The organism is Armatimonadota bacterium, assembly GCA_028871815.1.
Classification (GTDB): Bacteria; Armatimonadota; Chthonomonadetes; order Chthonomonadales; family Chthonomonadaceae; genus REEB205.
On the sequence record JAGWMJ010000002.1, the window covers coordinates 78,154 to 104,513 of the forward strand.

Annotated in this window: 22 protein-coding genes; 10 read left to right on the forward strand and 12 right to left on the reverse strand. The window is 61.6% G+C overall.

Features of this window, described 5'->3' with window-relative positions:
- Positions 1-112 precede the first annotated feature (112 nt).
- The 6 genes from pstS to KGJ62_03330 are packed head-to-tail and all read left to right on the forward strand — an operon-like array spanning position 113 to position 5,973.
- On the forward strand, positions 113-1,138 hold the full coding sequence (pstS, locus tag KGJ62_03305; protein ID MDE2125593.1) for a phosphate ABC transporter substrate-binding protein PstS: 1,026 nt from the start codon (positions 113-115) through the stop codon (positions 1,136-1,138).
- Positions 1,135-3,057 (forward strand): phosphate ABC transporter permease subunit PstC, encoded by a 1,923-nt coding sequence (gene pstC, locus KGJ62_03310; protein ID MDE2125594.1) that lies wholly within the window; start codon positions 1,135-1,137, stop codon positions 3,055-3,057. Before pstS ends, pstC begins: the two co-directional genes overlap by 4 nt.
- A 19-nt stretch (positions 3,058-3,076) precedes the next feature.
- Positions 3,077-3,412: a hypothetical protein gene (locus KGJ62_03315; GenBank protein MDE2125595.1), complete on the forward strand. Its 336-nt coding sequence runs from the start codon at positions 3,077-3,079 to the stop codon at positions 3,410-3,412.
- The gene (locus KGJ62_03320; GenBank protein MDE2125596.1) at positions 3,412-4,227 is read left to right on the forward strand and encodes a phosphate ABC transporter ATP-binding protein; all 816 of its coding nucleotides are present in this window, start codon (positions 3,412-3,414) and stop codon (positions 4,225-4,227) included. The genes KGJ62_03315 and KGJ62_03320 overlap by 1 nt, the downstream gene beginning before the upstream one ends.
- Positions 4,211-4,927 carry a response regulator transcription factor gene (locus KGJ62_03325; GenBank protein MDE2125597.1) on the forward strand — a complete coding sequence of 239 codons (717 nt, stop codon included), beginning with the start codon at positions 4,211-4,213 and terminating at the stop codon, positions 4,925-4,927. The genes KGJ62_03320 and KGJ62_03325 overlap by 17 nt, the downstream gene beginning before the upstream one ends.
- Positions 4,924-5,973, forward strand: coding sequence for a hypothetical protein (locus KGJ62_03330; GenBank protein ID MDE2125598.1), 1,050 nt, complete (start codon positions 4,924-4,926; stop codon positions 5,971-5,973). The genes KGJ62_03325 and KGJ62_03330 overlap by 4 nt, the downstream gene beginning before the upstream one ends.
- 248 nt (positions 5,974-6,221) lie before the next feature.
- On the opposite strand, the gene KGJ62_03335 is transcribed toward KGJ62_03330, so the two are convergent.
- A complete protein-coding gene (locus KGJ62_03335; protein MDE2125599.1) occupies positions 6,222-7,187 on the reverse strand; it encodes a DUF1559 domain-containing protein in 966 nt (321 codons plus the stop codon).
- 1,626 nt (positions 7,188-8,813) lie between these two features.
- Between KGJ62_03335 and vsr the strand changes: the two genes are divergently transcribed.
- On the forward strand, positions 8,814-9,209 hold the full coding sequence (vsr, locus tag KGJ62_03340; GenBank protein ID MDE2125600.1) for a DNA mismatch endonuclease Vsr: 396 nt from the start codon (positions 8,814-8,816) through the stop codon (positions 9,207-9,209).
- Here the strand turns inward: vsr and KGJ62_03345 are convergent.
- The 5 genes from KGJ62_03345 to KGJ62_03365 form a co-directional block, all read right to left on the reverse strand.
- Complete coding sequence (locus KGJ62_03345; protein MDE2125601.1) at positions 9,168-10,220, reverse strand: restriction endonuclease; 1,053 nt, start codon at positions 10,218-10,220, stop codon at positions 9,168-9,170. The two genes, vsr and KGJ62_03345, sit on opposite strands and share 42 nt — an antisense overlap.
- Complete coding sequence (dcm, locus tag KGJ62_03350) at positions 10,217-11,194, reverse strand: DNA (cytosine-5-)-methyltransferase (GenBank protein MDE2125602.1); 978 nt, start codon at positions 11,192-11,194, stop codon at positions 10,217-10,219. Before dcm ends, KGJ62_03345 begins: the two co-directional genes overlap by 4 nt.
- A 251-nt stretch (positions 11,195-11,445) precedes the next feature.
- The gene (locus tag KGJ62_03355) at positions 11,446-12,261 is read right to left on the reverse strand and encodes an IS1595 family transposase (GenBank protein MDE2125603.1); all 816 of its coding nucleotides are present in this window, start codon (positions 12,259-12,261) and stop codon (positions 11,446-11,448) included.
- A 224-nt stretch (positions 12,262-12,485) separates the two neighbouring features.
- On the reverse strand, positions 12,486-13,424 hold the full coding sequence (locus KGJ62_03360; protein MDE2125604.1) for a hypothetical protein: 939 nt from the start codon (positions 13,422-13,424) through the stop codon (positions 12,486-12,488).
- Positions 13,425-13,623: 199 nt separating this feature from the next.
- Complete coding sequence (locus KGJ62_03365) at positions 13,624-13,905, reverse strand: hypothetical protein (protein ID MDE2125605.1); 282 nt, start codon at positions 13,903-13,905, stop codon at positions 13,624-13,626.
- 177 nt (positions 13,906-14,082) lie between these two features.
- Between KGJ62_03365 and KGJ62_03370 the strand changes: the two genes are divergently transcribed.
- On the forward strand, positions 14,083-14,958 hold the full coding sequence (locus KGJ62_03370) for a phosphotransferase (GenBank protein ID MDE2125606.1): 876 nt from the start codon (positions 14,083-14,085) through the stop codon (positions 14,956-14,958).
- 8 nt (positions 14,959-14,966) lie between these two features.
- Here the strand turns inward: KGJ62_03370 and KGJ62_03375 are convergent, their stop codons facing one another.
- Both KGJ62_03375 and KGJ62_03380 read right to left on the reverse strand, forming a co-directional pair.
- Positions 14,967-15,881, reverse strand: coding sequence for a pirin family protein (locus KGJ62_03375; protein MDE2125607.1), 915 nt, complete (start codon positions 15,879-15,881; stop codon positions 14,967-14,969).
- A gap of 100 nt (positions 15,882-15,981) precedes the next feature.
- Entirely contained in the window at positions 15,982-16,458 is a 477-nt protein-coding gene (locus KGJ62_03380) for a GNAT family N-acetyltransferase (GenBank protein ID MDE2125608.1), read from the reverse strand.
- A gap of 230 nt (positions 16,459-16,688) precedes the next feature.
- On the opposite strand from KGJ62_03380, the gene KGJ62_03385 reads away from it, so the two are divergent.
- Both KGJ62_03385 and KGJ62_03390 read left to right on the forward strand, forming a co-directional pair.
- The gene (locus KGJ62_03385) at positions 16,689-17,762 is read left to right on the forward strand and encodes a Gfo/Idh/MocA family oxidoreductase (protein ID MDE2125609.1); all 1,074 of its coding nucleotides are present in this window, start codon (positions 16,689-16,691) and stop codon (positions 17,760-17,762) included.
- 23 nt (positions 17,763-17,785) lie between these two features.
- Positions 17,786-18,910, forward strand: coding sequence for a two pore domain potassium channel family protein (locus KGJ62_03390; GenBank protein MDE2125610.1), 1,125 nt, complete (start codon positions 17,786-17,788; stop codon positions 18,908-18,910).
- Positions 18,911-18,985: 75 nt separating this feature from the next.
- On the opposite strand, the gene KGJ62_03395 is transcribed toward KGJ62_03390, so the two are convergent.
- From KGJ62_03395 to KGJ62_03410, 4 genes are all read right to left on the reverse strand, one after another.
- Positions 18,986-21,079: a hypothetical protein gene (locus KGJ62_03395; GenBank protein ID MDE2125611.1), complete on the reverse strand. Its 2,094-nt coding sequence runs from the start codon at positions 21,077-21,079 to the stop codon at positions 18,986-18,988.
- A gap of 285 nt (positions 21,080-21,364) precedes the next feature.
- Complete coding sequence (locus tag KGJ62_03400) at positions 21,365-22,399, reverse strand: LacI family DNA-binding transcriptional regulator (GenBank protein MDE2125612.1); 1,035 nt, start codon at positions 22,397-22,399, stop codon at positions 21,365-21,367.
- Between the two features lie 258 nt (positions 22,400-22,657).
- Positions 22,658-24,250: an FAD-dependent oxidoreductase gene (locus tag KGJ62_03405; GenBank protein ID MDE2125613.1), complete on the reverse strand. Its 1,593-nt coding sequence runs from the start codon at positions 24,248-24,250 to the stop codon at positions 22,658-22,660.
- Positions 24,251-24,276: 26 nt separating this feature from the next.
- Positions 24,277-26,316, reverse strand: a complete 2,040-nt coding sequence (locus KGJ62_03410; GenBank protein MDE2125614.1) for a hypothetical protein — start codon at positions 26,314-26,316, stop codon at positions 24,277-24,279.
- Positions 26,317-26,360 lie beyond the last annotated feature (44 nt).

Below are 26,360 nucleotides of genomic sequence, written 5' to 3' on the forward strand. Positions count from 1 at the left end.
AGTTTTAACATGCTGTTAACACTGCCTTAAAGCACAGCTTTTAGAATCGCGGTTAACAAACCGCTGTCTGCGGCACGAAGCCAAGCTCTGCAGCGGTTGAAGAATGGAGACCATGAAGCCACCCTTGCGTATCGCCTTGATCCTCGTAGGCGCCGTAGTTTGGGCGCTGGCAACCTCGGCAGCATCCGCGCAGACCATAATGGGCGCCGGTTCATCGTTTGCGTACCCGATCTATCAAAAATGGTTTGATGCCTATCACAAGCTGCATCCGGACGTGAACTTTAACTATCAGCCAAACGGCTCCGGGGCCGGAATAGCGCAGTACCAGTCCGGCGTGGTCGATTTTGGCGCTACCGATGCACCGCTTACCGATGCGCAGCTGGCCGCGTCCGGCCGGCCGACGGCACAGATCCCCACGGTCTCGGGCTGTATCGCCATGTCGTACAATCTGCCCAACGTCCGCTCCGGGCTTCGCCTGTCGGGCTCGGTGATTGCAGAAATCTACCTGGGTGAGATCAAGCAGTGGAACGACAAGCGGATCGCTGCGCTCAATCCGCTCATTCCGCTTCCAAACCTGCCGATCGTGGTGGCGCATCGTGCCGACAGTTCAGGCACCACCTACGTCTTTACCAACTATCTGGCATCAGTCAGCCCGGAGTGGAAAGCCAAAGTGGGCGCCGCAAAGTCGGTCAACTGGCCGGTCGGACTAGGCGGCAACCAGAACCCGGGCGTAGCCGGGATCATCAAGGGATCGCCGGGCGGATTCGGCTACGTGGAACTGGCGTACATCCTGCAAACGCATCTTCCTGCCGCCACGGTTGAAAACGGCTCCGGGAACTTTGTGTTTCCCTCCGTGAGCAGCACGGCGCTCGCCGTTTCGGCAGCAGCGCCGCAGCTGAAGAAGGATCTGCGGGCGCTTACCGTCAGCGCGCCGGGGATGAATACCTATCCTATCGTTGGCCTCACCTATCTGCTGGTACCCACCAACTCGCCGAAACCAGGCGTGACGGCGGCAATGCGCGCGTTCTTGACGTGGGCCATGGCCGATGGACAGCAGCTGGCGCCGTCGCTGGCCTACGCGCCCCTACCGCCCAACGTGGCCACTGCTAACCTGAAAACCATCGGAGCCACCAAGTGACTTCGGTCGCGCCCACCGGCAGTACACAGCCGCGCTCGTACGCGCGGCTTTTCACAGGCGATGGGCGCCACGACGTCGGTGACCGCATCTACCGGGCGCTCATCGTTTCGGCCGTGATCTTTTTCGCCGGCCTGGCAGTGGCAGTTGGAGCCACTCTGCTGGCCGCTTCCGTTCCCGCGATCCGGCACTTTGGCTTCGGGTTCCTTACGACCCGCGTTTGGGACGTACCCCATACGCGATTTGGCGCCGCACCGTTCCTGTTCGGCAGCTTGGTCACCACTGCCCTGGCCGTTGCGATCGCCACTCCGTTGGGGGTGCTCGGAGCCGCATTCCTGGCATGCGTGGCGCCCCGCCGGGTCGGCGCCTGGCTGAGCGGTCTGCTTGAACTTTTCGCTGCAGTTCCGAGCGTCATTCTGGGTCTCTGGGGCCTGCAGACGCTGTGCCCCTGGATGGCGGCCAACCTGTTTCCGCAGCTGCAAAGTCTGGGCGGACGAATACCGTTCTTCCGCGGACCCGCAGTTCCCACCAACCTGCTGACGGCCAGCCTGATCCTTGCCCTGATGATTATGCCGATCATCGCAGCGCTTTCAGCCGACGTTCTCCGGACGCTGCCTTCGGAGTGGCGGGAGGGTGCGTTGGCGTTGGGCGCTTCGCGGTGGGAGACCATACGCCGCCTGCTAATTCCCGCTGCGCGCGGTGGACTGGGTGGGGCGGTTGCCCTCGCTGTAGCGCGCGCCATCGGCGAGACCATGGCGGTACTGATGGTGATTGGCAATACCCCGCAGATAACCGCTTCGATTCTGCAGCCGGCCAGTACCATTCCTTCGCAGTTAGCCGGGCAGATCAACGAGGTGCTGTCCGACCCCATTCAGCGATCGGCCCTGGCCCTGTTGGCGTTCACGCTTTTTGCGCTGACGGTTGGCCTGCGGCTGCTGGCGCATGGGCTGCTTCCGCGAAAAGGCTCCTTCGATAGTGGCAGGCGCAGTTCGGCGCCCGTGCAGAGCGACACTCCGCTGACGATCGAACAGGTCACCAAACCTGCGGCCGGCACGCCCTTACCGCAAAGGGCGCGGCCAGTCTGGTATCGCAAAACAGCCGATCTGGTGTTTGCCACCGTGCTGTGGGGCGCCGTTCTGGTTTGCGTCGGCGCCATGCTGGCCGTTCTGATTTCGGTACTCCAGCAGGGTGCGCGCGGCGTAAACCTCACCTTCTTCACTCACCTGCCGCCACCACCGGGCGATACGGGCGGAGGAATGCAGAACGGGATCCTTGGAACCGTGGAACTGCTCGGCCTGGCCATGGCGCTTTCGGTGCCCATCGGAGTTCTAGGAGGAATTGGCATTTTTGAAATGCGAGGATCCAGACTTGCAGAGCTGGCGCGCGGCACTGCCGATGTACTGGCAGGAGCGCCATCGATTGTAATCGGTATGTGCGTATTCGCATTGGTCGTGGTGCCGTTCGCAAGGTTTTCGGCGTGGGCCGGCGCCGCGGCGCTGGCCATCCTGATGGTACCGCTGATCATTCGTGCCACCGACGAGATGCTGGCGCAATCGCCCGCCGCATGGCGTGAAGGCGCGCTGGCGCTCGGCGCGTCGCCCGGCGTCGCCATGAGGTCCATCGTGGTGCCCACCGCCCTTGGCGGCATCGTTACCGGCATCCTGCTTGCCGCCAGCCGGGCGGCCGGCGAAACGGCTCCGCTCTTGCTGACGGCGTTCGGCAACGAGGTCACTTCGGTCAATCCCGGCCAGCCAATATCCTCAATCACGTTGCTGATCTACCGTTACGCGCTCTCTCCGTTTGACGGATGGGTATCGCTGGCGTGGACTGGTGCGGTGGTGCTGCTGCTGCTGGTGCTGGCCATGCAGATTACGGCGCGGCTTCTGGCGAGCCGTATCTCGTCGATGCCCCGGCAGGCATAATGAAAGGAACGGTTGTGATATGCGTAAAGAAATAGCGGTTGCGATGTTGGCGTTGATGGCGATAGCTGGAGCCGGCTGCTCCGGCGGCAAGCCGACAGGCTCGGCCGGCGCCTCCACGAGCAGCGTGGTGAGCCAGATCAATACTGCCATCGCCGCCGACCCGGCCGCCAACGGCACGGCGCCGCAGCTGGCGCTGCAGAATGGCTCGGTGGTTCTAACGGGCGAAGCGCCGTCGATAAGCGCGAAAACTGCGATCGAAAATGACGTGATAAAGACGCAGCTCAAGACCACCGGCACGGTAGACTTTCAGGACAACATCACGGTCAAGGATGAGGGGCAATCTGCCCAAAAGTAATGGTTACAGCACCTGCGAAAACGGCTGTGTTCACTGCTGAAGCGCGCAGCGAAACGGTAGCGGCGCCCAGCATTGAAACGCGCGATCTCAGCGCGTGGTATGGCAGCCAGTCAGCCCTGCAATCGGTCAGCATGCTGCTCCGCCCAAACGCCGTCACCGCCCTGATGGGACCCTCGGGATGCGGCAAATCGACATTCCTGCGCTGTCTCAACCGCCTGGCGGATGAAACGCCCGGCTTCCGGCGCACCGGGGTAGTGACGATCGACGGCGTGGACGTAACATCGCGAAACGTGCGCGTGGAAGAGCTGCGCCGCCGCGTCGGCATGGTCTTCCAGAGGCCAAATCCGTTTCCAATGTCGATCTTTGCCAACGTGGCTTATGGACCCAGGCTGCATGGCATGGCTCACGGCAAAGGGTTGGAAGCTCTGGTGGAGCAGGCGCTGCGCCGGGCTGCGCTGTGGGACCAGGTGAAGGACCGCCTGCGGAAATCGGCACTGGAACTCTCAGGAGGGCAGCAGCAGCGACTCTGCATCGCCCGCGCCATCGCCGTGGAACCCGCAGCGCTGCTTCTAGACGAGCCATCCGCGTCGCTTGACCCCGCCTCTACGGCCGATATTGAGGCGCTAATCGCCTCGCTAAAGACCAGCTACACGCTGGTGATGGTGACCCACGATATTGCTCAGGCGCGCCGCGTTTCCGACTGGGCCGCGCTGCTCTGGGATGGCGGCCTGGTGGAGGCCGGACCCTCCAGCGATCTGCTGCACAATCCGATGCAGCCGCGCACACAGCGCTACCTGGATGGGCACCTTGCCTGAAGAGGCAGCCAGCCCTGTCAAGGTGCTGGTTGTGGATGACGAAATTCCAATTGTGGAAGCCGTAACCTACAACCTCCGGAAGGAAGGCTATGCCACGCTGCAGGCATTCAACGCCGAGGAAGCGCTGGCCCTGGCCGGCACCGAAAAGCCGGACCTGATTATTCTGGACGTGATGCTCCCCGCCTCCACAGGTTTTGAGGTATGCAAACGGCTGCGCCAGGCGTCACGTACGCCTATCATCATGCTGACCGCGCGGGCCGACGAGACTGACCGCGTGGTTGGCCTGGAACTGGGAGCCGATGACTACGTAACCAAGCCGTTCAGCATGCGCGAGTTGATGGTGCGCGTGCGCAACCTGGTCCAGCGCGCCAAGGCCGCCGTGCCCGATCCGGACGAGACTGTGCGAGCAGGCGACCTGACGATTGAGCCCAGCCGGCGCGAGGTGCGCGTGGCGCAGCGCAGCGTGGATCTGACCCCGCGTGAGTTTGACCTGTTGCGCTATCTCGCCGCACACCCGGAGCGGGTGTTCAACCGGCAGGAGTTGCTGGATGCCGTATGGGGACCGAACGCATACGTGGAGGATAGGACCGTAGATGTGCACATCCGGTGGCTTCGCGAAAAGATTGAAGAGCAGCCCTCCGCGCCAAGGCGGCTGCTGACAGTGCGCGGTATCGGCTACCGCTTCCGGCCGGTTCGATGACACGAGCACGAACCAGCGCCGAACGGCGGATCAGCCCAAGGTCTGTTGCGCGCGATCACGAAGCGCTGCTGGCACACTGCGGCGTCGGTGTGCTGTTCCTGGACAAACGCGGACGCGTGCGCAGCCTGAACGCGCGCGCCGCCCAATTGCTGGTCATCAATGAAGAGAGCCTGCTGGATCACTCGCTGACCGCCGCTATCGATTCGTCCGAGTTCACCGCATTGGTCCGCGCTGCCCGAACCCACGGCGTCACTTCATCGGACGAAGTGACGCTGCGCGATGCGATCCTGCGGGTTCACGTGCATCCGCTGAAAACCGAACGGGCGCCCATGCTGGTGGTTCTGCACGATATGACGATGCTGCGGCGTATGGAGACGATTCGACGCGACTTTGTGGCCAACGTATCGCACGAGCTTCGCACGCCGCTCGCCTCCATCCGCGCTATGGCGGAGACGCTGCGAGGTGGCGCGCTGGATGATGCCGTAGTCGCCGACCACTTCCTCGACACCATCATCAATGAATCGCAGCGCCTGACCCGCATATCCGAAGACTTGCTGATCCTCTCGCGCATCGAGTCGCGCGCGCCTTTCAAGAAGGATTTCAGCCTCAGCAACCTCATCTGCGAAATCGTGCAGCGGTTCACGCCACAGGCCGAGGCAGCGCACGTGCTTCTCGACGCGCATGTTCCGGACGCCTTGCTGGTTCGAGCCGGCCCGGACGAGATGGAGCAGGTAGTGATCAATCTGATCGACAACGCCATTAAGTACACTCCGGCTGGCGGACATGTTCGCGTGGTCGCCGAACGCCTGGAAAAGGAAGTTGTGGCCACGGTTGCCGACAGCGGTATCGGCATTGCCGTTCACGATCAGCCTCGCATCTTTGAACGATTCTATCGCGTGGACAAGGCGCGCTCACGCCAATCGGGCGGCACTGGGTTGGGGCTCGCTATCGTGAAGCACATCGTGGAGGCCCACGGTGGGCGCGTCGCTGTCTTCAGCACGCCGGGCAAGGGCTCGACTTTTACATTTACCGTACCGGTCGATTGATAGCCGCCACGCTCCGATCTTGACCACCGACCTTTATGCGGCCGAATACGGCGGCGCGAGTTTGGGATAAGCGCTCAGCTTGAGATCGGCGAGCAACTTCCCTGGAACCTGGCTGGCGGAAACCGTATTCCGGCCCGGTGCGCACGCGTCGGGCCGCCCACTGAACTACAAGCAAAACGGGGCCGACTGCCATGCAGTCGGCCCCGTTTGCTCGCACTGAAGATGTGCTGCGCCCGCAACGGCGCGGCTCAGTCGTTACAGTTCGAGTGTGCTCCGTTCTGATCGGTGGTCCAGTAGCAGATGTTGCCGATCACCTGGAAGTACGGCAGCGCCTTCACGTGTCCATCCACCCACTGTACGTTGATCATGCCGCCGTGTCGTGCCGGGCCGTCGAGCAGCGCCTGCTGCGTGCCGGCGCCGGTGGCGTAGGGTCCGGCCTCACCGCCGGTCCAGCTCCAGCGGGCATTGCCGATATTCTTCCAGTAGTACCGGTAGAAAGTGCCCTGCTGGTTCAGGAAGTCCAGGTCCAGGCAGTAGCCGGCGGCAACCGAGCCGTCGGCGCAGGTGCTCAGGTTCAGATGGCCTGATTCGTTGCCGACATCGGGAGCGGCGCCGTAGTAGGAGGCATCCACCAGCAGTGTGGTATCGGTAGGCCGTGGAACCGACGCCTCGGCGATCGCCTGCGGCGATGCGCCGCCATTGGAGCTGAACGCACCTGCCGGGCTCATCCACGCATCGTTGTGGCCGTAGCTGTTCTGGCCGCCGTAGCCGACGCCACCGCATCCGACGGCGGTGTTGTTCAGGGAGCCGCCGCACATTGCGTTGTCGGTATTCCACTTCACCCACGGGTTGGGGTTGGAGGCACACTCGAAGAGCGGATAGCTCTTGATATAGGGCTGAAGCAGGCTGATCCAGAACGTTTTGTTTCTGGCCGCGCCGGAGATGATGCTGTTACCGACCGGATCCTGCAGCAGCGGATTGCTGTCGGTACCCGAGTTAAACCGGTGCGGATAGAAAACCTCGTCATAATCCTCTACGTACATCTGCGTTGCAAGGCCGATCTGCCGCTCATTGGAGAGGCAGCTGGCCTGCCGGGCTTTTGCCCTTGCCTGTGCGAATACGGGAAACAGGATGGCCGCCAATATCGCAATGATTGCGATAACAACGAGCAGCTCAATCAGTGTGAATCCCGTGCGCCGCTGGGAACCTGTCATTATCGATCTCCTTCTAGTGCAAGCGTTGGCGGTCCGGTTCGCCGCCGGCCACTATTCTGAAGTGGCTGGATTAACCCCACGTCAAGGCGAAATTAAACGTTGGTACGCTGCATTAACGCGCCGTGAGGGCGAGGTTAACCGTCGGTTAATGGTGGAGGTTGCCGCCGTGGTGGCGGCTGCCGCGCTTATGGCCGGGCCGGTATGCGGTGCCGCCGGCTTTGCACCAATGGTCGCGCCGCTGAAATACGCGTAAAGTGCAGTTGGCTGAAGTAAAGACCCGAGCGTGGGACAAACTTAGATCCTGGAGCGGGGCGAAGGTTGTTGGGATCTCGCTAACCCATACTTGTACATTAGGGGATAAATCGGGGGTATGCAGCATATGGGCGTAGCCAGCATGGCTGCATGCTGGTTGGCGGTGGCGGATGATGCAGGCGGGCATCCGTGACCCGCATGTCGTATATGTCGCCTCTGTACCATCTTCGTCAGGGCTTGGGCGTTCGTCGCGTACCGCGACAAACCACACGTCTGCGTTATGAATTTAATGCAACATAAGTGACATATTTCGGCAGCTGTCCTTGCTGTTTGCTGGTTGCCGGTGGCGGATTTCTGGTGGGCCGTCCAACGGCGACCCGTAGATTGTCGAAGGGATACGGCAAGCCGCTCACGTGCACGGCCACGTGCGCGACATCTGATGGCGCAATTGCTCACCGGCAGCGGCCTCTGCACCGAACGCCTCGCCCAACAGAGAGGTCGCCTTGGCCGCGGATGCGGCCAAATAGTTCGTCGAGTTCGGGAACTGCACTATCGCGGCGATGACGTTCGTTGATTCCTAGAACGACCTAACCCACACGCGCGAGGCAAAGCTAACCAGGGTCTTGGCGGCCACCATCCAACGACTGTCTGGCCTTCCTGTCCGAAGGGCGCAAGCCAAACCCGGCGGCATCATTCACGGCTTGCTCAAGCAGCACGGCGGCACCATTGGAAAGCCGATCCCGGAAGTGACGCCACGGTCATCACGTGCGGTCTGGCGCCGGCGACTGCCAACACCAAGCATTACCGATTTGTACCCGACGCCGGGCTTATCATCCAGCCTGAAAACCCGCGCACCACCTCACCGTAACCAGCTTCCACAAGGCGCTCAAGGCCATGTTACCACCGAGGGCGAGACCCTCGCCCGAAACGACCTACGAGCGGCCGGCGACGTTTCGCGTGTCGATGCGTCCTCCGCGAGGTGGCTGATCCTTTGGCGCAGTGTTTCCCAACGATCAAGTATTTCAAACTGGTTTCAATCCGGCTATCTGGTCCACTTCGATACGCGAATTTCGGCAGCAATACAATTGACAAAGCATCTGGGGCGTTCCATATTCAACGCGGCTTCGGCCCGTTCGCCATCAGTCCTTCTTGGGCCTGCCTTTGACGTTATTGTGAGGCGCGTGATTCGCTGCGTTAACCGCCTCGGCGGCGCATTCCGGCGAAAGTGCGATCACTCTCCGAAATGCTTCATCCGTACGCTCGAATGGATCAGTGCTGTCGAACTATGCAGCCATACGGACCGGTGCCTCTATAGCTTCTCACTTCGCGGCTTTATTGTAGGACATCTTCCGTGCGGCGGCGTATACTGACGTCATGGATACGGACGAGCGCTACAAGCATATGTCCGCCGTCAGGTCCAAAGGTTCGAAGCCCGAGATCCTGGTGCGAAAACTGACGCACTCGCTTGGTTACAGATATCGCCTTCATGCTAAGAGATTGCCGGGAAAGCCGGATCTTGTATTCCTCGGAAAGCGAAAGGTCATCTTCGTCCACGGTTGTTTCTGGCACGGGCACGACTGCCGACGCGGAAAGAGGGTAATTCGGACTAACCAAGCATATTGGGCGCCGAAGCTCGCCAAGAACACTGAACGCGACGCTATTAACGCGGGCACGCTTCAGACAATGGGCTGGGGAGTGCTTGTCATTTGGGAGTGTGAAACCTTCCAACTAGACATCCTGCGGCGCCGGATCATCGAATTCCTCGGATGACGCGTCTTCGTCGAGCCCGGTAAACAAATGATCCGACGGAACCCAGTCTTTCGCCAGACTGTCGGCCTTTTCCAGCCAACGAGGGATACGATCGGCCACCGGTACGCCTTCTTCCCAATACTCTAAGAACAAATCGTCGGGAAGATCGATTGCCGCTTGGCGCATAGCGCCTTGAATGCGCTCAAGCGACCGCAACAGGTAATTCCCGCCGCGCTCCTTACCAGCCACGCTTCCCGCGCTGAACAAGTCCCTGGTTTGCGGACAATAAACATTATGGTACTTGAGAATAAAGAAGGGGACACCCTCATACTTATTGCGAACCCGACTACCCGCGACGATACCGGGAAACAGCAGAGCCGCTTCTGCCCGGATCTGCAGTTTCCTCTCCGGAGGTAGCCGCATGTAGAGCTCGACCTTGAGTTCAATACCTGGGCCGCCGTCTTCTTCAAGCCACCATAACGTCTCACCGGGCTTAAGTCGTTTCCTGGAATAGTCACGAACGTGGGCCATCTTTTCGATGGCTCCCAACTTCGAGAAATCCTCGTAACTGATGTTCATCTTCGAGAACAAGGGCACGTGCGAGGCTGTGTCGGTCTCCATTTCAAGGACGAATCGCGGGGCATGCGATATGCGTACGTGAGTGATCGTTTCTTCATACCTTCCCCACTTCACGGCAGGCATCCCGCCAAGTTTCCCGAAGATAACGTATATGTCCTTAACGTCCCTGTCGCGCATCCCCTCGAAGATGCTGTTTCCAACGCTCAACCAAGAATCATTCGCAACGCTTTTGACTTCGACCCCATATCCGTTTGCTCGAATATCCGGGAACGCATGGGGATGAAAAGTCGGACCGATGTCAATCCCCCCGACCGACCTTGCGACTTCCTGAAGCACCTTCAAAACTCGGTCCTGGAAATCCAATGGCTTAAAGTACTTCTTGCCCGCGCTGACGTCCTTATTCAGCCGTTCAACGGCAAGGTCAAGGACGGTTTCGAAGTCGCCCTGTATCATTTCAAGCAGTCGGCCACGGATCGGGCAATATGCCATCCAAGGACAGGCGGGACGGCATTTCCGACCTGCCTTTCCGTCTCGCGCAGTCTTGACTCAAAGATGAATTCGTCGGGAAACGATTGAAACCGCGCTGCTTCCCTCATCGAAATACGTCGCGGTAAGGAGTAGTGAAACTGAATGTTCCCGTGGCACTCGGCGCGGATGGTATCGGCTGGCCTGTCAGCCTTGATGCGTCTGTTTCCCTGATCCGGGCTAAGAGCCGCTTTACTCCAGATGTGATTGATTGCCTCAGATTCTTCCATACCTATGAGGTCGCCGATGGCGTCTTGCGACGTGACCCAGGCCTCTTTGAACATCAGTGGGGCTGGTTTGCTGAACGGACGCACCGCCGGCAGAGTGCCGACGATAAAAACGCGCTCCCTCATCTGCGGCACGCCATATTCTGCCGCGAGGTAAAGGCCGTACGACACGTTGTAGCCAATATCCTCGAATGCCGAAATGATCGCCTTTAGCGAATCCGCGTTGTATTTCAGTAGCAAACCTTTTACGTTCTCGGCGACAAAGACCTGCGGTTTCAACCGGGTGACCGCTTCGACCATCGCCCGGTAGAGACCGCTTCGCACGCCCGCGACGCCCGCCCTTTTGCCGTTAATTGAAATGTCTTGGCAAGGGAAACCGCCAATTACGACGTCAGCCCGTTCGGGCATTGACGACATGGATTCCCAGACGTCGCCGCACACGATATGATCCGCGAGATTTCTGCGGTACGTGTTGCAGGCGTTTGGATTAACATCGTTGGCCCATTTGATTTCAAACGGCAGTGCATCATATTCGCGTCCAAGGAATTGAAATCCGCCGGTAAAGCCGAGATCTAGGCCACCGCAACCCGAAAAGAGCGAGACAACGGAATGTAAGCGCGACAGATGGGCCTGCGCCGATGACAGATCTTCGCGTATGTCCGCAACGTCCGTCATGTAATCAGGCGCGTTGCCTGCGATTCCGCTGGAGCTTGGTTCTATCCGCTGTCCGACCCCGTAGGCGCTTCTTCTTTCCGCCACGACGCGGCTGTTTAACCCAGTGAAGATCATGCTGGTGCTCCTGGCTGATTGAGGTCTGCCTGCGTGCCTGTCAGTTGCTTATTAGGTGAGTCTTTTACCCGAACTTTCCGGGTAACGGTTCGAAACCGATCGGAATCTTTGCCCTTGCACTGATTGAACCTGAACGTCTATTCGTCCAGATAACGGTTATGACGGAATGGCGCGACCGAAACGTACGAGCGGGATAGAGTCAGCTGCAGGAGCGACCAGACGTTTTTCATTCCGTTAGTGTGAACGCTGCCATCAACGTAGCTGACCGCGTGGTCGATTATGCGGTGCCGGTGGGTCTCACCGAGCCCGTCGTAGGACTTGAGCGCGTTAGTGAAGAACCCGCGACCCGGAATGGGGTTGTTCTTGGTGACGGCCCGAAGGTTCTTCTTCGTACGTCGGCAGACGTGCCGACGCTTGCCCTCACGGTTTCGCTCCAGCATTCCGAACGCCGCGGCTTTGCCCTTGCCGCCGGTACCGGTGATCTTTGCGTCCCTTACCTGCTTGTGCATATTGCGAGCCTTGCTACCGGTGTAGGTTTCGTCGGCTTCGGCCCAGTCACCCAGCTTTTCAAGTGATCCATTCTGAACCGCGAGGCGAATCCGATGGAGCATGAACCACCCGGTATCCTGCGTGACGCCCAGCGCCCGGTGAATCCCATAGGTGCTAATCCCATTCATCGCGTGCACGATCAGCCACACAGCAATGACACGCTTGTCAAGGCTCGGAGGCGAGTCCTCGAGGATTGAGCCGGACTTTGCGGTGAGTTGCCTCTTGCCGTGTCGCTTCGAACAGTCAGAGCAATTCACGCCCGGAAGGTAGGTAACCGCGGTCGAAGCGCACATTGGGCACACAACGCCCTTTGGCCCGCGTCGAGAAACGACGTACTCCAACCAGTCCTCTGGCCCGCGGAGATACTCGACTGCTTCCGTCAACGTTACCGGTGTTTTACTCATGGACATAGTGCAGATCAGTGAGGGTGATTTGTCAAATATGCGTCGGCTCCAATCTGGTCCAACCCGCGATCTTCGTGCAGCGGCGGTGATGACCGGCGGTTCCGTGAGGCGCGTGTGGCTTAGGTCCGTTAGGCCCCCGTGGCGCAACCTGTGCGAGCGCATTTCCTCGATGCGTCTCATTGTGGTCAACCAGTCGAACCGTCGGAGACCTCCCAGCGCGGCAGCTATGCAGCATATCCTTCGTCAATGTCGTCAGCAAAGCAGTGTAGCGAGTCGAATCGCGCGCGTACGCAAGCGGCGTAGATTGTAGCGTCCCGTGCGTCTACACTGCCAGCCGCCCGTCCGCGCTGGTTCTCAAGGAACGCTGCAAGCCACGCGACAGGGTGTTCCAGTTCGTCGTACACCTTCTTGATCGGGCCGTACGCGTCCAGACGTATTCCGCGTCGCAAGAGCGCCGCCTCAAACTCTCGCAGGAAGCGCCGCAGCTCCGCGATAGCAGCCAAGCCGACGCCCACGCGAGCTGGCGTCACGTCCCGCGTTGCCTTGGCAACGTTTGCCGACTGATACGGTGCGGCGCTGAAGATGGCTGCGAGGCTTTTGTCCGCGAACTGCGTTCGATGCGCTTTATCGAGTGCCTCCAACTCGCCCAAGAGCGCTTTCAGGATGTCGCCGATGGCCTCCGCTTGCTGTGCGATCAAGTCCTTCAGATCGACCTCGTCGAGCTTGTCGCTGGCGCGGCCGCCGCTCGACATGAGCACGAAGCCACCGTAGTGAAGAGTGTCCCGGGAGATGAAGTGAACGGTCGTAGGCTTCGGGCGGTCGCGCTTCGTCGGATGCCCGGTGCTGGCGTTCCGGATATCGCGGATGTTTCTAAGCGCTTTGTTTGCCCGACCGCCGTCGGTTAGGCCGAGAGCTTCAGCCAAGTGTTTGGCGGCGTCCTGCTGCAGGATTAGGGCCTGGAGCACGCCGTACGTAGCGATATACGATGCACCCAGCGAGCTACCGCATTCCTGGGTCGCATAGGCCGCTACTGCTTCCTCGGTGTCCTCGAGCACGTCGAGGAAACTGCATAGCTGGTTCCACTTAGAGCCCTCAATTAACTGTGCACGCTTGCGCTCGTCGTTTACGATGTCGCGGATTGCGCGTACAAGCTCGGATATCATAGAATGAACTCCACGACGCTAACTAATGTCGTTAAAGGCCAATCCGTTGCGAAAATAACATTTGCCTAGACTGCCCACACGGGCATGCGTCTGGCCGCGCGTCGCACATCACAGCGGCAGCGAACCGGTCTAATCCCCCCGCGCTACACGTACCATCTTTCAGCCGCTTCCTCATAGCGATGCGAGCCTGGGTGCGCGCTCATAGCCTTGCGTGTTGTATCCACAGCATTGCCGCTTCCTCCTCCATCGCCGTTCTCGGCGGCCTTTCCTTCACCACCGCCTGTATGCCGCGGCACCGCGCCGCCCGAGCCTGCGTCCGTTTCCCGAGACTCCCCTGCGACGCGAACGCCTCGGCGAAGTTGCGTGCCGCCTCCATCACGTTGGCGGTATGTTCCCGCATGGTTTGCCAGGCACCGTCCGCGCCCGCGCTGTGTGCGTAATACACGTTGCCGTCCGCCGGGGTTTTATGCTCGTCTGCCATGGCTCCAACCGTCTACTCGCCGCTCGCTTACGAATCCGGAAGCGATTCTGTACTTTATCGCAGCTTCGCCTTGCGCGATTGCGCCGGTACAGTCCGTTGTACCAAGCGCTATATTACCACCCGCCGCACCGTGCCACAATTATCCACCGCTTCCGCCCATACAAACCACATTTCACCATGCTGTCATCGCTTCCAAAATACATGCCGGCGGCCGAGGCGGCCCAACTTGCCGCTCGCATCGCCCACTATGAGGCCCGCTGGTCGCTTCGCTGCGGACCCGCGTTTCCCGATCTCTCGTACCACTATGTGGCGCCCGCAGTGTTGAGCGACGGCTCGGACGCCGTACTCAAGCTGCGCGGCCCGGGGCAGCAGTGCACCTGCGAAGTTGCCGCGCTGCAGCGTTTCGATGGCCGCGGCGCGGCAAGGCTGCTCCAAGCGGATGAAGAGGAGGGTGCGCTGCTGCTCGAACGACTCCAGCCCGGCACATTGCTGGTGGAGCTGGTGGAGCAGGGGCGCGATGAGGAGGCGACCTCGATTGCGGCAGGCGTCATGCAAAAGCTGTGGCGCCGGCCGCCGCCCGAACACCAGTTTCCTACCGTGGCGCAGTGGGCCGGCGCGCTTTCAAAGCTTCGTCCGCACTATGGCGGCACCACCGGTCCGTTTCCCCGCGAGCTGGTGGAGGAGGCCGAAACCACATTTGCCGAGCTGACGGCGAATCCCGAGGAGCAGCTCCTTCTGCACGGCGATGTGCACCACTTCAACATCCTTGCGGCGGGGCGAGAGCCCTGGCTAGCCATCGATCCTCAGGGTGTCATCGGTGAACGAGGCTTTGAACTCGGCCCGCTGCTGCAGAATCCACGGCCGCTGCCCGCCAGCCTCCTTGCGCGGCGGCTGGATCAACTCTGCGAAGAGCTGCATCTGGATCGCAGCCGCACACGGGCGTGGGCAATGGCGCAGAGCGTGTTATCTGCGTGGTGGTGCGTGGAGGATGGCGCCGGCTGCGAAGAGGTCGGCATTCTATGCTGCCGGCGGCTTGCGGAAGTTCCGGCGTAGCCTGAACGCTAAACCCGCTCCTCCGTGGTCAGAAACTCACCGCTATCCAGCTGCTCGTACGCCTTGCGCAGCTCCTGCTGGGTGTTCATAACGATAGGCCCATACCACGCCACGGGTTCCTGCAGCGGCCGGCCCGAAACCAGCAGGAACCGGATGCCCTCATCGCCGGCCTGAACGGTAACCTCGTCGCCGCTGTCGAACAGCACCAGGGAGCGGTTGTCGGCCTCCGAAGGTGGTTTCACGTCGGCCCAGCCGATCCCTTCGGTTGGCACCGCGAGGGGACCGGAGCTGTTGCAGAACTTGCCGGAACCTGCGAACACATAGGCAAACGCGTGGCTGGTGGTCTCGACAGGTAGCGTCTTGCGCATGCCGGGCGGTACCGACACATCCACGTACACCGGATCGGCCGCGATGCCCGTCACCGGGCCGCGCTTGCCCCAAAAGGATCCACATACCAGCCGCGCCTTTGTGCCGTCGTCATCGGTGATCTCCGGGATTTCCGCGGACTTCACCTCCTGGTACCGTGGCGCCACCATCTTCTGGGAGGATGGCAGGTTCGCCCACAGCTGGAAACCGTGCATCCGTCCGGCTTCGTCGCCCTTCGGCATCTCCTGGTGGATAATGCCCCGTCCCGCTGTCATCCACTGGATATCGCCAGGCGAGATCGCGCCGCGGTTGCCCATGCTGTCTCCGTGCTCCACCGTACCCGCGAGCACGTACGTGATCGTCTCGATTCCGCGGTGCGGATGCCACGGAAAGCCAGCCAGATAGTCGTCGGGGTTGTCGTTGCGGAAGTCGTCCAGCAGCAGAAACGGATCGAAGTCCGACGTGCCGTGGAACCCGAATGCGCGCCGCAGATGTACGCCCGCTCCCTCTAACGTTGGCTGAGCTTTCACCAGTCGCTTGACAGATCGTAGAGACACGCCAGGCTCCTTTCGTTCGATGCGGTCGGTTCGCGCGACGCCCTTCGGAGACGCGATGCCGGTTATTGCCGGCACGATGCCACGCACGGCCAGGCGGACGTCAGTCGCGCTTCAGCAGATCGCCGTATATACCAGGCACGCTGTCTGGTATCGCCGTGGCGCCAACGACCTTGGCGTAGAACTCTGTCGGACCGGCCCCGCCGATAATACCGTAGGCGTAACCCATCTCTCTCAGGCCCCACATACAGGCGATCAGGAGCGCGCGACCAATTCCTCGACCTCGCTCACTCGCCTTTACGCCGGTCGGACCGAAAAAGTTGCGGCACGTGGCCTCGTAGGCGCCGAAGCCGACCACCTTGCCGCTTTCGATCGCCACGATCAAGGAAATTGGCTGCCGCGTGTAACAGGTGGTTACCTCATCCGCCCACCCAAGGCCAAACTCGTCCAGGATGAATTGACGCACGGCCGTCATCTCGAACGGGTTTGCGCGGCGGAGAAGCACGCCCTGAGCGCGCATCGCGGAGACCTCCGGTTCATAGGGTGGTAGCTTGAGCAGTTGGACCAGCATGTCGGGCATTTGCATCGCTCCCGGAAACAGCCGTGTAGCTCTCGTGTTTCGCGCTCGCACGCTGCGTTTCCTGTTTGGCACGGCAGAAGCGGCTGCGCCGGCTGGCCGGCGTGGCAATGGCCGTCGTCATGCTGGAAGGTGAATTCACTCGTTCCGAAGGAAGACGCGCCACGAAGTCCGAACAGTGTTCTACGGTCGCCTGTTTGGAATAACCTGGGCGGCCAGCCAGGAGCTCTTCGATGCCCAACCCACTGCTTCGCTACGCGATTATCGGCACCGGCCGCCCGAACGGTACGCCCGGGGCGACCGGATTCGGTATGGCCCACACCCACCTTCCAGCGTTTCTCTCCACCGGTCGGGTGGAGCTGGTGGCGATTGCCGATATCAATCAGGATCCCCGCGATCACTTCCTGGAGCTCCACAAAAGCGAAGCTCCAGGCTACGCCGACTACGCCGAGATGCTGGCGCGCGAGCGGCCCGACGTGGTCAGCATCTGCCTGTGGCCGCACCTGCACGCCGATGCGGTGGTTGCCTGCGCCGCCGCCGGCGTTAAGGCGATCCACTGCGAAAAGCCCATGGCTACCAAATGGGCCGACTGCAAGCGGATGAAGGCCGCCGCAGATGACGCAGGGGCGTACCTAACCTTTGGTCATCAGCGCCGCCACATCCGTATGTTCCAGCAGGTGCGTAAAGATATTGTCGGCGGCGCCATCGGCGAGTTAGTGATGATTGAGGCGCAGGTTGGCGATCTGTTCGACTGGGGAACCCACTGGCTGGACATGATGCAGTGGTACAACGGTGAAGCGGAGCCGGAGTGGGTAATCGGACAGATCGACAGCTGGAAGGGACGGACGATCTTTGGCGCTGACGTGGAAGACCAGGCGCTTGCCCACTATAAGTGGAAGAACGGCGTTCGCGGGCTGCTTGTGTGTGGCTATGAAGCCGGCATCGGCTGCGCGCACCGCATCTGCGGCGTCGACGGAGTCATCGAGGTCGTCAACGAGCGGAAGTACCGTTTGATGAACGGCAGTGCCTCCGGCTGGCAGACCCACGAAGTACCGCAGGGCGAACTCGGCGATCATCAGCTGTCAGCGCGCGATGTCATCCGCCAACTGGATGAACCGGGTCATAAATCGATCCTCTCCGCCGACAATGTCATCAAGCATACGGAGCTGATTTTCGGCACCTGGTACTCCAGTAAAGCACGCAAGCGAGTCGATTTCCCGCTCGAAGTGGATGGAAACGCCCTGGAGGAGATGCTGGCCGACCATGAGGTAGGGCCGGACCGTGACCGGAGCCCCTTGCTGGGCTAGACACGCCCTGGCGCACCAAAACCATGTTGAACTCACTCTGGCACGGCTTCGTAGCCCTCGTCGGCCTCTGGCTCTGCATCGTGGTGGCGCGCGACGTTTTCGAATCGATCATCCTGCCACGCACCGTGGCGCGGCCATTCAAGCTCACGTCGGCTTTCTACCGCGTATTCTCCGCCATCACCAGGTCGATTGCCAGGCGCTGGAAGGCGACGCGCGGACCCCTGTTGGCGGCATTCGGTCCGATCTCCACCATCATACTGCTCGGAATCTGGGCAGTAGGCGTGATGACAGGCTTTGCCTTCATGCATTGGGGGATGCGGTCACGATTCTCCAGCGCCCCCGCCAACCTGGCGGAATGCTTTTACGTCAGCGGCACCACGGTCTTTACGCTCGGCCTCGGCGACGTAGCGCCCGTAAGCCCAGTCGCGCGGGCTATCACCGTGGTTGAAGCTGGCATGGGCCTGGGCCTGCTCGCCATTGTGATCGGCTACATCCCCGTGATGTATCAGGCATTCTCGCGGCGTGAAGCCGGCATCTCTGCCCTGGATGCCCGCGCGGGTTCGCCGCCAACCGCGTGTGAACTGCTGCGCCGGTTCATCCGATCAGGAGACCCCAACGCATTCCTTGCACTGCTGCTCGATCTGGAAAAGTGGTGCGCCGACCTTATGGAGAGCCACATCTCCTATCCGGTGCTCTGCGCTTATCGTTCGCAGCACGACCGCCAGTCGTGGGTGGCGTCGCTCACAGCGATGCTGGATGCCTGTGCGCTGCTGAAAAGTGGCGTCGAAAACGATGCCGAGTGGACGCAGCCGCTGAAGTGGCGAGCCCACCTTTTCTTCGCAATGGCGCGCCATTGCGTCATCGATCTTGTGCTGGTCATCGGAAACTCGCCCCGCGCTATGGAGGGAGACCGCCTTCCGGCCGACCAACTGGCCGAACTTCGTGGCCGCCTGGCAGAAGCCGGCCTCATATTGGCCTCCGGCGCCGAGGCCGACGATCGCCTGCTGCAACTGCGCCGCCAATACGAGCCGTATGTCCATGCACTGGCTATCAGCAACGTCATGGAGCTGCCGCCGTTCATGCTGGCGGATAACGCCGGCGATAACTGGGAAGTCGCCGCATGGGATGCAAAGCACTTTGCGGCCTGACCCTCCCGCTCGGCCCGGGATACGCGGCAGACGTTACCGTTCGCACGGCCGCGCGCACCCCATATCCGTTCCCAGCTACCGCACGAGCAGCCCGACCCGGTCAACCCACACGGTGCCGCTGACAGGCGCGCCAGCGCGCAGGATCAGCATCACGTTGAAGAGATCGGGCATCGCCGCAATCTGCTTTGGGTCGGTTACGGTAAAGCGATAGCTCTTCCAGTGCCCCGGTGTGCCCGGCAGTGGCACGCCACCGAGCGGCATCCAGTAGTTGGCCTGGCTTTGCATCACCACCCACAGGCCGGCGGTCGGGTCCGTGCAGCTGAAACTGGGTGACACCTTCAGATCGAAAACGACGCCGCGCACGTTCCGCTTTCGGATGGCGGGCGGGATGTTCGTGAACGTCAGTAGATTGCGAACCTTCTCCGTTGGCTGCACATTCTGAAGGTCGACACGCGCTACAGTCACATTTGCCCGCGCATCTGCATCGCCGGTGAGCTTCCAATCCGACGTAAACGAGGCGCCGGATACACCCGGCTTCCAGGTCCAGAGTATCCGCGGTTGAGGAATCGACGGTTTCAACGTTACAACGCCGGTGACGGTCAACGCGCCGGACTCTGCGGTGATCGCTACGCGGCCGCTGCCGGATGGTAGAAGTACAAATCGGCCGGCCGACTCATCCAGCCGCGCCAGGCTGCGGTCCAGCCTCGCCGGTCCAGTCACGGTCAGCGACGCCGGCGGGAGCGGATGCGGCCATGGTTTGTTGGTTCCTGCAATGTAGGCCCGTACCCATCCCGTGGCCGGTGTATCGGCGAACGCGGAGGGCTTTATCTCAATTCTGAGCACCGGGCCCGGGCCTCCCGTACGGCCGAGAGTCAGGCGGTTTGCAGCAGCCTCTGGCGTCACCGCGCGATGGCCCGCCCGCGGGATTCTCACCCACACTACCGAGTATTCCGGAACGATTTCGGTAAACGAGTCGCCCGTAGCCGCGGGCAAAACCAGCGGCCCGGCGTCCCAATTCGCCCGCTGGCTCAGCCGGTCCCAGAAGTATTGTCGATGCGAAAGGATCGCCTGCTCGCCCGCCGCGCCGGCATTGAAACCGGAGAGGCTTACGCGCACCCGAATTGGCGCGTCGTGCCCGGTGTTCACCAGCATGAGCCGCACCGAGTTGGCGGTGCGCGTGGCGCAGGTGTACAGGTTTTGCTGCGGGTGGTCCAGAGAGGTTTCCAGCAGCTCGCGGCCGGCATACCGCCGCCACAGCCACAGCGCCCAGTACTGCGACTTCCGGAACGGATGCGCTCCCGGAACAATAAGCGCCAGACCGCCGCCGGTACCAGGTGTTTGTGTGAAGGCGTCCCACTGGTTCGCGAAATCGACGCCGGACTCAGCCATCTCCGCAAGGAATTCGCTCGAGAAGAGCGCGCTGAAGAGGCCGTCCGTACTGTCGCTCAGCGCCAGGTTCCACTCCGTAATGCAGATCGGAATGTGTGAGGCTCGCTCTGGTTGGTACTTCCGAATCCAGCCGCGGATTCGCGATACGGCGGGATCCAGTTTCGGTATGTTGGCCAGCAGCTCCGACTCCGGCTGCTCGGGTTGCCCCGGATAGGTGTGGAACGATACGAAGTCCACCCAGGCGCCATCCTCCTTCAGCATCTCCCGGGTAAAACCACCGGCATCCGATCCCGATGCGGCGCCACCCACTAAAACCGATGGGTCCTGCGCCTTCATTGCTTTGGCGAAGGCCAGGTAGCGGTGGGCGTACATCGCCGGGGTCAGTTCGCCGCCACCCTTCAAGAAATGGCCGGCCTCCCACGTGCCCTCCAGTTCGTTGCCAACCTCCCAGTAGCGCACGTTGTACTTGTGGACCTTGTTCGCCCAGTGCACCCACTGGGCAGCATCTTCGGCGCGCCCGGTTCCGGCGTTCACCGTCACCAGCGGTTGGCAGCCCGGCAATGAGCGGATAAAGTCATGTTCGGTCTTTACATCAACGTTGCCGTTCCATGTGGCGCTCGGCGCGCTCGTATGCGTATCCAGGAGAAACGACGGAGCGTAGCCCGAGTAGTCGATCGTGGGATATCCATCCTTCACGCGCTCCGGATCTACCCGTCCGGCGGCATCCCGGACGCCATTGCCATTCCAGAAGAGGATGTCGGAGTAAGATCCGCCGGGCATACGAATAATGCGGGAGCCGAGCGCGGCGAGCCAGCGATGGATTTGCGGCGACGCGAACAGCGCGGGCTCATTCCAGACGGCGATATTCGTGCCGCAAAGCCGGCGCGGATGGAAACGCCGCACCGGTCTGCCGGCATCAATGGAGATAGTGGCAACAATCGGTGGTGGCGCTTGCCCGACTGGGATGAGCCGTGCGTGGCCGATTGTGGCGGCGCACGGCGCGGCCGTCAGAGCGCATGCCAGGAGCGAACGAATGCTTAGGGAGTGGTTCAGTCTGCCGCCTCGTCAGGTTGTGGTTCCCAGTACAAGCTCCACGTCAAGCACGGTTTCTTCAGGAACCCGTTTGCCCGCAATCATCTGGATCAGCAAGTCCATCGCCCGGGTGGCAACGTCCGACCACGGCGCGCGAATTGTGGTGAGCTTGCGCATAAACAGCCCCTCGGTCGGCACGCCGTCGTACCCAATCACCGCGATGTCTTCAGGAACGCGTAGGCCCATCGCTTCGCACTCGCGAACCGCCTGATACGCTCGGAGATCCTCCCACGCCACGATCGCAGTTGGGCGCTCGCCTGCCGGCCCGGAGAGGATCTGCTTCTCCTGCTCTCCCAGGGCGGTTTCATTCGGCTGCTCGCGCCGGCCGTAAACCACATCGAGGCCCAGCCGTTGAGCCTCGTCACGAAACGCTTCAAACCGGCGCACTACCGACTGCCCGCGATGCGGCGTCTGGCGGTAGAGCACGCGCTTGTGCCCGCGAGATGCAATGTGCTTAGCCTGCAGCGCCCCGCCTACTTGATCATTCACCACAACGCACGGCAGCGATGGAAGCGCGTCGACGACGGCCACCACGGGCAGCGGCGCGCGCGCCAGGCGCTCAGCCAGTGCGTCCCCCTCGGGTGCATACAGGATCAGTCCATCCACACGGCCATCCACCAACTGCTGCGCAACGCCTTCCACGGTTGGGTCGTCCCAGTACCGATAGAGCAGGCAGTCTTTGGTGTAGCACTGGCATGCCACCTGGGTAGCGCCAATGATCTCACCCAAGAACGCGCTGCGTGCATCGCAATATAGACCGTAGCCGTTGTAAATGCCAATGATGCCGGTTTCGCGGCGGCGCAGCGATCGCGCAATCGCGTTCGGCTGGTAATCCATCTGCCTGGCGACTGACTCTACGCGTTCACGGGTCTTCTTCGAGACGCGCGTTGTGGAGCGTGTGGTGTGAAGCACTGCCGAAACCGTGGAGGCGCTTACACCCACCACGTCGGCGATATCCTGCAGCGTGGTGGGAACGTGCGGTCCGGAGCGTTCTTCTTCCTCAGCCATCGATACCTCGCGGTGTTGGTTATCGCCGCAGCGCTGCGGCACTTGCGAACAACGTTGGAGTTACGGTGTTAGCCTCTTCGCAACGTAGGCAATTGATTTATCGTTGAACCTTACCGCCGATTTCAGCCAACTACCATGAACGGCGGGAAAGAGCGAAAAGAGATGCTATCGGCGTGGGATGCCCGGCACGCGGCCCTACTGTGGTGGAAGGCTGAGCCTATTGGCCGCCCGCCTGCTGCTGATCCTGGTTAGACCTTACTACCGCCAGCGGCGCTCCACACCCTCGCTGTCAAGGACTCGAAGGAATTCATCGCGCAACTCCGCCTTCGAGTGTACCGCACCGGTTGGGCAGTTGTGTGAAATGCAAAAGGCGCACAACTGGCCCGCCGCCTCGCCCACGCACCATTCCACGGGATGGAGGCGCGTGCACCCGTTCGTTATATGCGTCGAGCCGAGGTTCTTGCATCCCGGCAGGAGGTTCTCTACGCGTACCGGCAACAGCGCGCCGAGCGGAATCTGAAACTGCAGGCTGGCGACGTCCAGGTAGTTATCTCCGGTGCAGGTTGGATGCAGGTCGATCCGGTAGCTGCCGATGCCGATGGAATCCGGAAAATCCGCCGCGCGAACCTGGTCCGCCGGCAAGCCGGTTTCGCGCATGCGTGCCTCCAACGCCAGGTGCTGCTCCAGCAGGGTAGCTCGTGCGCGGATGCGCCGGCTCTCACGGATGTAGGGCGCCATCGCCATGCCCGTCTCAGTGCCCATGACGTCGGGCCGCATCCGCAATCCGGGCCAGCCGGCGCCGCCATCCGGGCGTGGCGCCTCCGTTTGCAGCCAGTAGAGAAGCGACCAACTGAGAGACTCTGCACCTGCGGTTGCCCGCGACATCGCTGCTGCACGATCCGCGCCAGGGAGGATCGCCGGCGCTTCGAAATAGTCGTTCATGGGCCAGTTGATCAGGCTCACATCGCGGTTGCCTTGCCCGGGTATCAGATTTCGGGCTGCGGCAATTCGGCGGTAGCGCCATAGCCCAAATCCGCCGCTTGCCTCCTCGCCCTCCGGATCGAAAACCAGCGTGCGCGGCGTCAGCGTCACCGGATCGGAGCCGGTCAACGAAAGCAGCTTGCCCGGCCAGGCCGGCCGCATCAGGGGTTCCAAAGTGCCCCAGCGTGCGTAGTCGGCGGGCCGATCGATCGTCCAGTCTTCGCCGGGCCGGTACTCAACCGCGAAGCACATGGTGATCGCCTGCTGATTGAGTGGGTCGGCCACGGTCGGTGCATGCGGCTCGCCGGTATCGCTGCGCGCCTCCGCTCCTACCACGTGTTCTACAGCGCCAAGCTCCAGCAGCTCACCTGTCTCGGTGGCATCCACAAACCAATCGGCTTCGATTGCCAGTTCCTCGCCGTCAACCTGGAATATCACGGCGGTGACTCTGTCGCCGTCAACGGCCACGCGATGCGGTCGGCAGCCCGTCAGCACCGCCAGCGCGCCGCATTCGCGCCACGGCGCCAGCATCTCCGTCAGCGCGCCAAGCGCCGCACGGGGCTCACAGCAAAGGCGCGAAACCAGGCCCGCGCCGGGGTTCAGAAGCGGGTCGGCGGCAGCAGCCTCGGTCAGCGGACGGTTCGTTCGGTACCACGCGCGCACCCGCTCCCGAAACGAACGGTAGGCCGCGGTGCATCCGTGGGTTTCAATCCATGGGTGTTCGTCAGGCGGCACGGCCTGATTGGTCAACTGCCCGCCGATCCACGCGGTTTCCTCCGTCATCACAACGCGCAGCCCGTGGCGCGAGGCCGCTAGCGACGCCGCGCATCCGCCAACGCCACCGCCGACGATCAGTACCTGGCAACGCATCTCTTTTCGCACCACCTCTCGCGATGTTACGGCCACGGAAGGGCTGGGGTGGGCCAGTACCGATTGAACAGGCCCGGAATGGCGTAGAACAGCGCCGCAGAAACTTCGCCGAGAATCATGCCGAGGAATAGTGGGCGCGACGCTCGATAGAAGCGCATGCCACCGTACCGGAGTGCCAAGCTCTTCAACAGCCAGGCCAGCAGCGCCGGAAACCAGAAGCACATCATCACCCACGTACCGGAGAGCGCATATCCAATCGGGTTGAGCGGGAACCAGTAGAACCTGCTGCGGAGCGAGTTCATGGCCAGAGTGGCTAAAAACCCGCCGGCGAAGTTAAGCCGCTCGCTCCAGCCCGCCGGCGACTGCTCGTGCAGCATTGCCTGTGCGCTGTACCGGAACGACCACACCGGGTTGCCCGCGTACACGTAGTTGTTCATGTTGATGGCGCCAATGTGGTAAGGCACGGCTATCTGAAGTCCGCCCCCGACCACGCAAGCCACGCCGATCGCCAGCGCAAACGCTCCCAGCAGGCTGCCACGTTTGATCCGGACGCCATCGGTAAGCTTGAGCGAGTCCAGAAAGCCGGCCAGCAGCAGTCCGCGCTGATCTTTCATGGAGATCGCATCCAGAAAGGCCATTCCGGTAAGGTTGGAGTGTGAAAGGTTGCGTACGTCGCCAAACATCCGATAGACGTCCACAGGACGGAACGAGGTTTCGGTCATCAGAATGCCGCCCTCGCTGACACATCGAGCCATTACAAACGCCACCAGACCGAACAGCAGTCCGAGCTCAAACGCGGCCAGCCATGGAGACATACCGAGCAGCCACAGCCACACCACCGCCCCGATGAAGCAAAGCGCCAGACCGGCGACAGCGGCAGGATACGGCAGAAGCTCGGTACTGCCCTCACCGGTGCGCATCGAACGTAGCGGTGTGCGACAAGCCTTCCAGACATTCGCCAGGTGTGGGCGCGCAAACCAGACCATGCTCACAGTAAGCGCTACGTAGCAACCGATGTTCTGGTAGCCCGTGAACTCGGTGCACGCAAACAGTGGCATGATGGCCGGCGAGTAACCCATCGAGGCGGCCAGCACCTCTTCCACCTTGGTGAGGAGAAAGAAGAACCACATCGAGAACAGCACGTCGGTCGGCAGCATGTAGAAGAATCCCAACGCGGCAAACGAGATGTAGGCGTGGAAGTTGGTCATTGCGTCGAACGGCGGCTGCGTGAACAGGGCGTTCAGATTGAAGTTGGTGGTGATGTCTGGAATGTTGGGCCATGCCCGATGCAGGCCGTTAAAGCCGAAGACAAGAGCTGGGAGCGCAAACCCGACCCACATTGCAGGATTCCGCGCCAGAGGACGCCCGGATCCCTCGCCACCGATCAGTTCGAGCGGAAACTGGGCCAGCGGAAACGTCAGTCGCTCGTTATCCACCCACTGCCGGCGAACCAACGCCGCGATGCACAAAAAGCAGCCGAGCATCATGGCGAGAAACACAGCCCAACAGAGAAGCGGCGTAATCCACACAGTCCAGGGCAGGTGCTCACCAGGTCGAAGTCCGTTGTAGAACGCCTTCACCGCCGGTTGGTCGATGCCTCCGGATGGATCCCACGGCACGGCCCAGCGCGGTATGTGCTTGAACAGCAGAGGCCGCCACGCGTTCGTGCCGTTGGCGTAGTAGTCAGCCGCGGTCAGCGTGGGCAAAAACCGCTGGAGCAGCCCGCGCGAGCTTACCATCGCGCCAATCACGCTCATGATGTAGATCGTCGCCAACTCGTGGCGCTGAAGTCCGTCGCGTCCGCCAAACCGCCTTGCCGCCGCGCGCGCAACGAGCAACATCAAAAGGATGCCGATTGCCACAGGGGGAATCTGCAGCAGGCCGATCTGAATCTGCTGCACTACCAGCTCCGCAAAGGTCACCATCACGGCCGACAGCGCCACGCAAACCACGCCGATGAGCAGGGCGCGCGGAGTGAGCGCGCTGACGCGCTGATCGCGTTCGGCATCAACCGCAGGTTCTTGTGCGCGGGCAGGCGCCGCGGGCGAGCTTTCCACGAATGGCATTATATCCGGAAGCATTGCCGACGCTGGCGGACGACCGAGGCAGG

What these genes read in the sequence shown, in the direction of transcription:
- pstS (MDE2125593.1), top strand. Translation starts at nt 113, where the DNA reads ATGAAGCCACCCTTGCGTATCGCCTTGATCCTCGTAGGCGCCGTAGTT.
- KGJ62_03315 (MDE2125595.1), top strand. Translation starts at nt 3,077, where the DNA reads ATGCGTAAAGAAATAGCGGTTGCGATGTTGGCGTTGATGGCGATAGCT.
- KGJ62_03320 (MDE2125596.1), top strand. Translation starts at nt 3,412, where the DNA reads ATGGTTACAGCACCTGCGAAAACGGCTGTGTTCACTGCTGAAGCGCGC.
- KGJ62_03325 (MDE2125597.1), top strand. Translation starts at nt 4,211, where the DNA reads ATGGGCACCTTGCCTGAAGAGGCAGCCAGCCCTGTCAAGGTGCTGGTT.
- KGJ62_03330 (MDE2125598.1), top strand. Translation starts at nt 4,924, where the DNA reads ATGACACGAGCACGAACCAGCGCCGAACGGCGGATCAGCCCAAGGTCT.
- KGJ62_03335 (MDE2125599.1), bottom strand. Translation starts at nt 7,187, where the DNA reads ATGACAGGTTCCCAGCGGCGCACGGGATTCACACTGATTGAGCTGCTC.
- vsr (MDE2125600.1), top strand. Translation starts at nt 8,814, where the DNA reads ATGGATACGGACGAGCGCTACAAGCATATGTCCGCCGTCAGGTCCAAA.
- KGJ62_03345 (MDE2125601.1), bottom strand. Translation starts at nt 10,220, where the DNA reads ATGATACAGGGCGACTTCGAAACCGTCCTTGACCTTGCCGTTGAACGG.
- dcm (MDE2125602.1), bottom strand. Translation starts at nt 11,194, where the DNA reads ATGACGGACGTTGCGGACATACGCGAAGATCTGTCATCGGCGCAGGCC.
- KGJ62_03355 (MDE2125603.1), bottom strand. Translation starts at nt 12,261, where the DNA reads ATGAGTAAAACACCGGTAACGTTGACGGAAGCAGTCGAGTATCTCCGC.
- KGJ62_03360 (MDE2125604.1), bottom strand. Translation starts at nt 13,424, where the DNA reads ATGATATCCGAGCTTGTACGCGCAATCCGCGACATCGTAAACGACGAG.
- KGJ62_03365 (MDE2125605.1), bottom strand. Translation starts at nt 13,905, where the DNA reads ATGGCAGACGAGCATAAAACCCCGGCGGACGGCAACGTGTATTACGCA.
- KGJ62_03370 (MDE2125606.1), top strand. Translation starts at nt 14,083, where the DNA reads ATGCTGTCATCGCTTCCAAAATACATGCCGGCGGCCGAGGCGGCCCAA.
- KGJ62_03380 (MDE2125608.1), bottom strand. Translation starts at nt 16,458, where the DNA reads ATGCCCGACATGCTGGTCCAACTGCTCAAGCTACCACCCTATGAACCG.
- KGJ62_03385 (MDE2125609.1), top strand. Translation starts at nt 16,689, where the DNA reads ATGCCCAACCCACTGCTTCGCTACGCGATTATCGGCACCGGCCGCCCG.
- KGJ62_03390 (MDE2125610.1), top strand. Translation starts at nt 17,786, where the DNA reads ATGTTGAACTCACTCTGGCACGGCTTCGTAGCCCTCGTCGGCCTCTGG.
- KGJ62_03395 (MDE2125611.1), bottom strand. Translation starts at nt 21,079, where the DNA reads ATGCCCGGCGGATCTTACTCCGACATCCTCTTCTGGAATGGCAATGGC.
- KGJ62_03400 (MDE2125612.1), bottom strand. Translation starts at nt 22,399, where the DNA reads ATGGCTGAGGAAGAAGAACGCTCCGGACCGCACGTTCCCACCACGCTG.
- KGJ62_03405 (MDE2125613.1), bottom strand. Translation starts at nt 24,250, where the DNA reads ATGCGTTGCCAGGTACTGATCGTCGGCGGTGGCGTTGGCGGATGCGCG.
- KGJ62_03410 (MDE2125614.1), bottom strand. Translation starts at nt 26,316, where the DNA reads ATGCCATTCGTGGAAAGCTCGCCCGCGGCGCCTGCCCGCGCACAAGAA.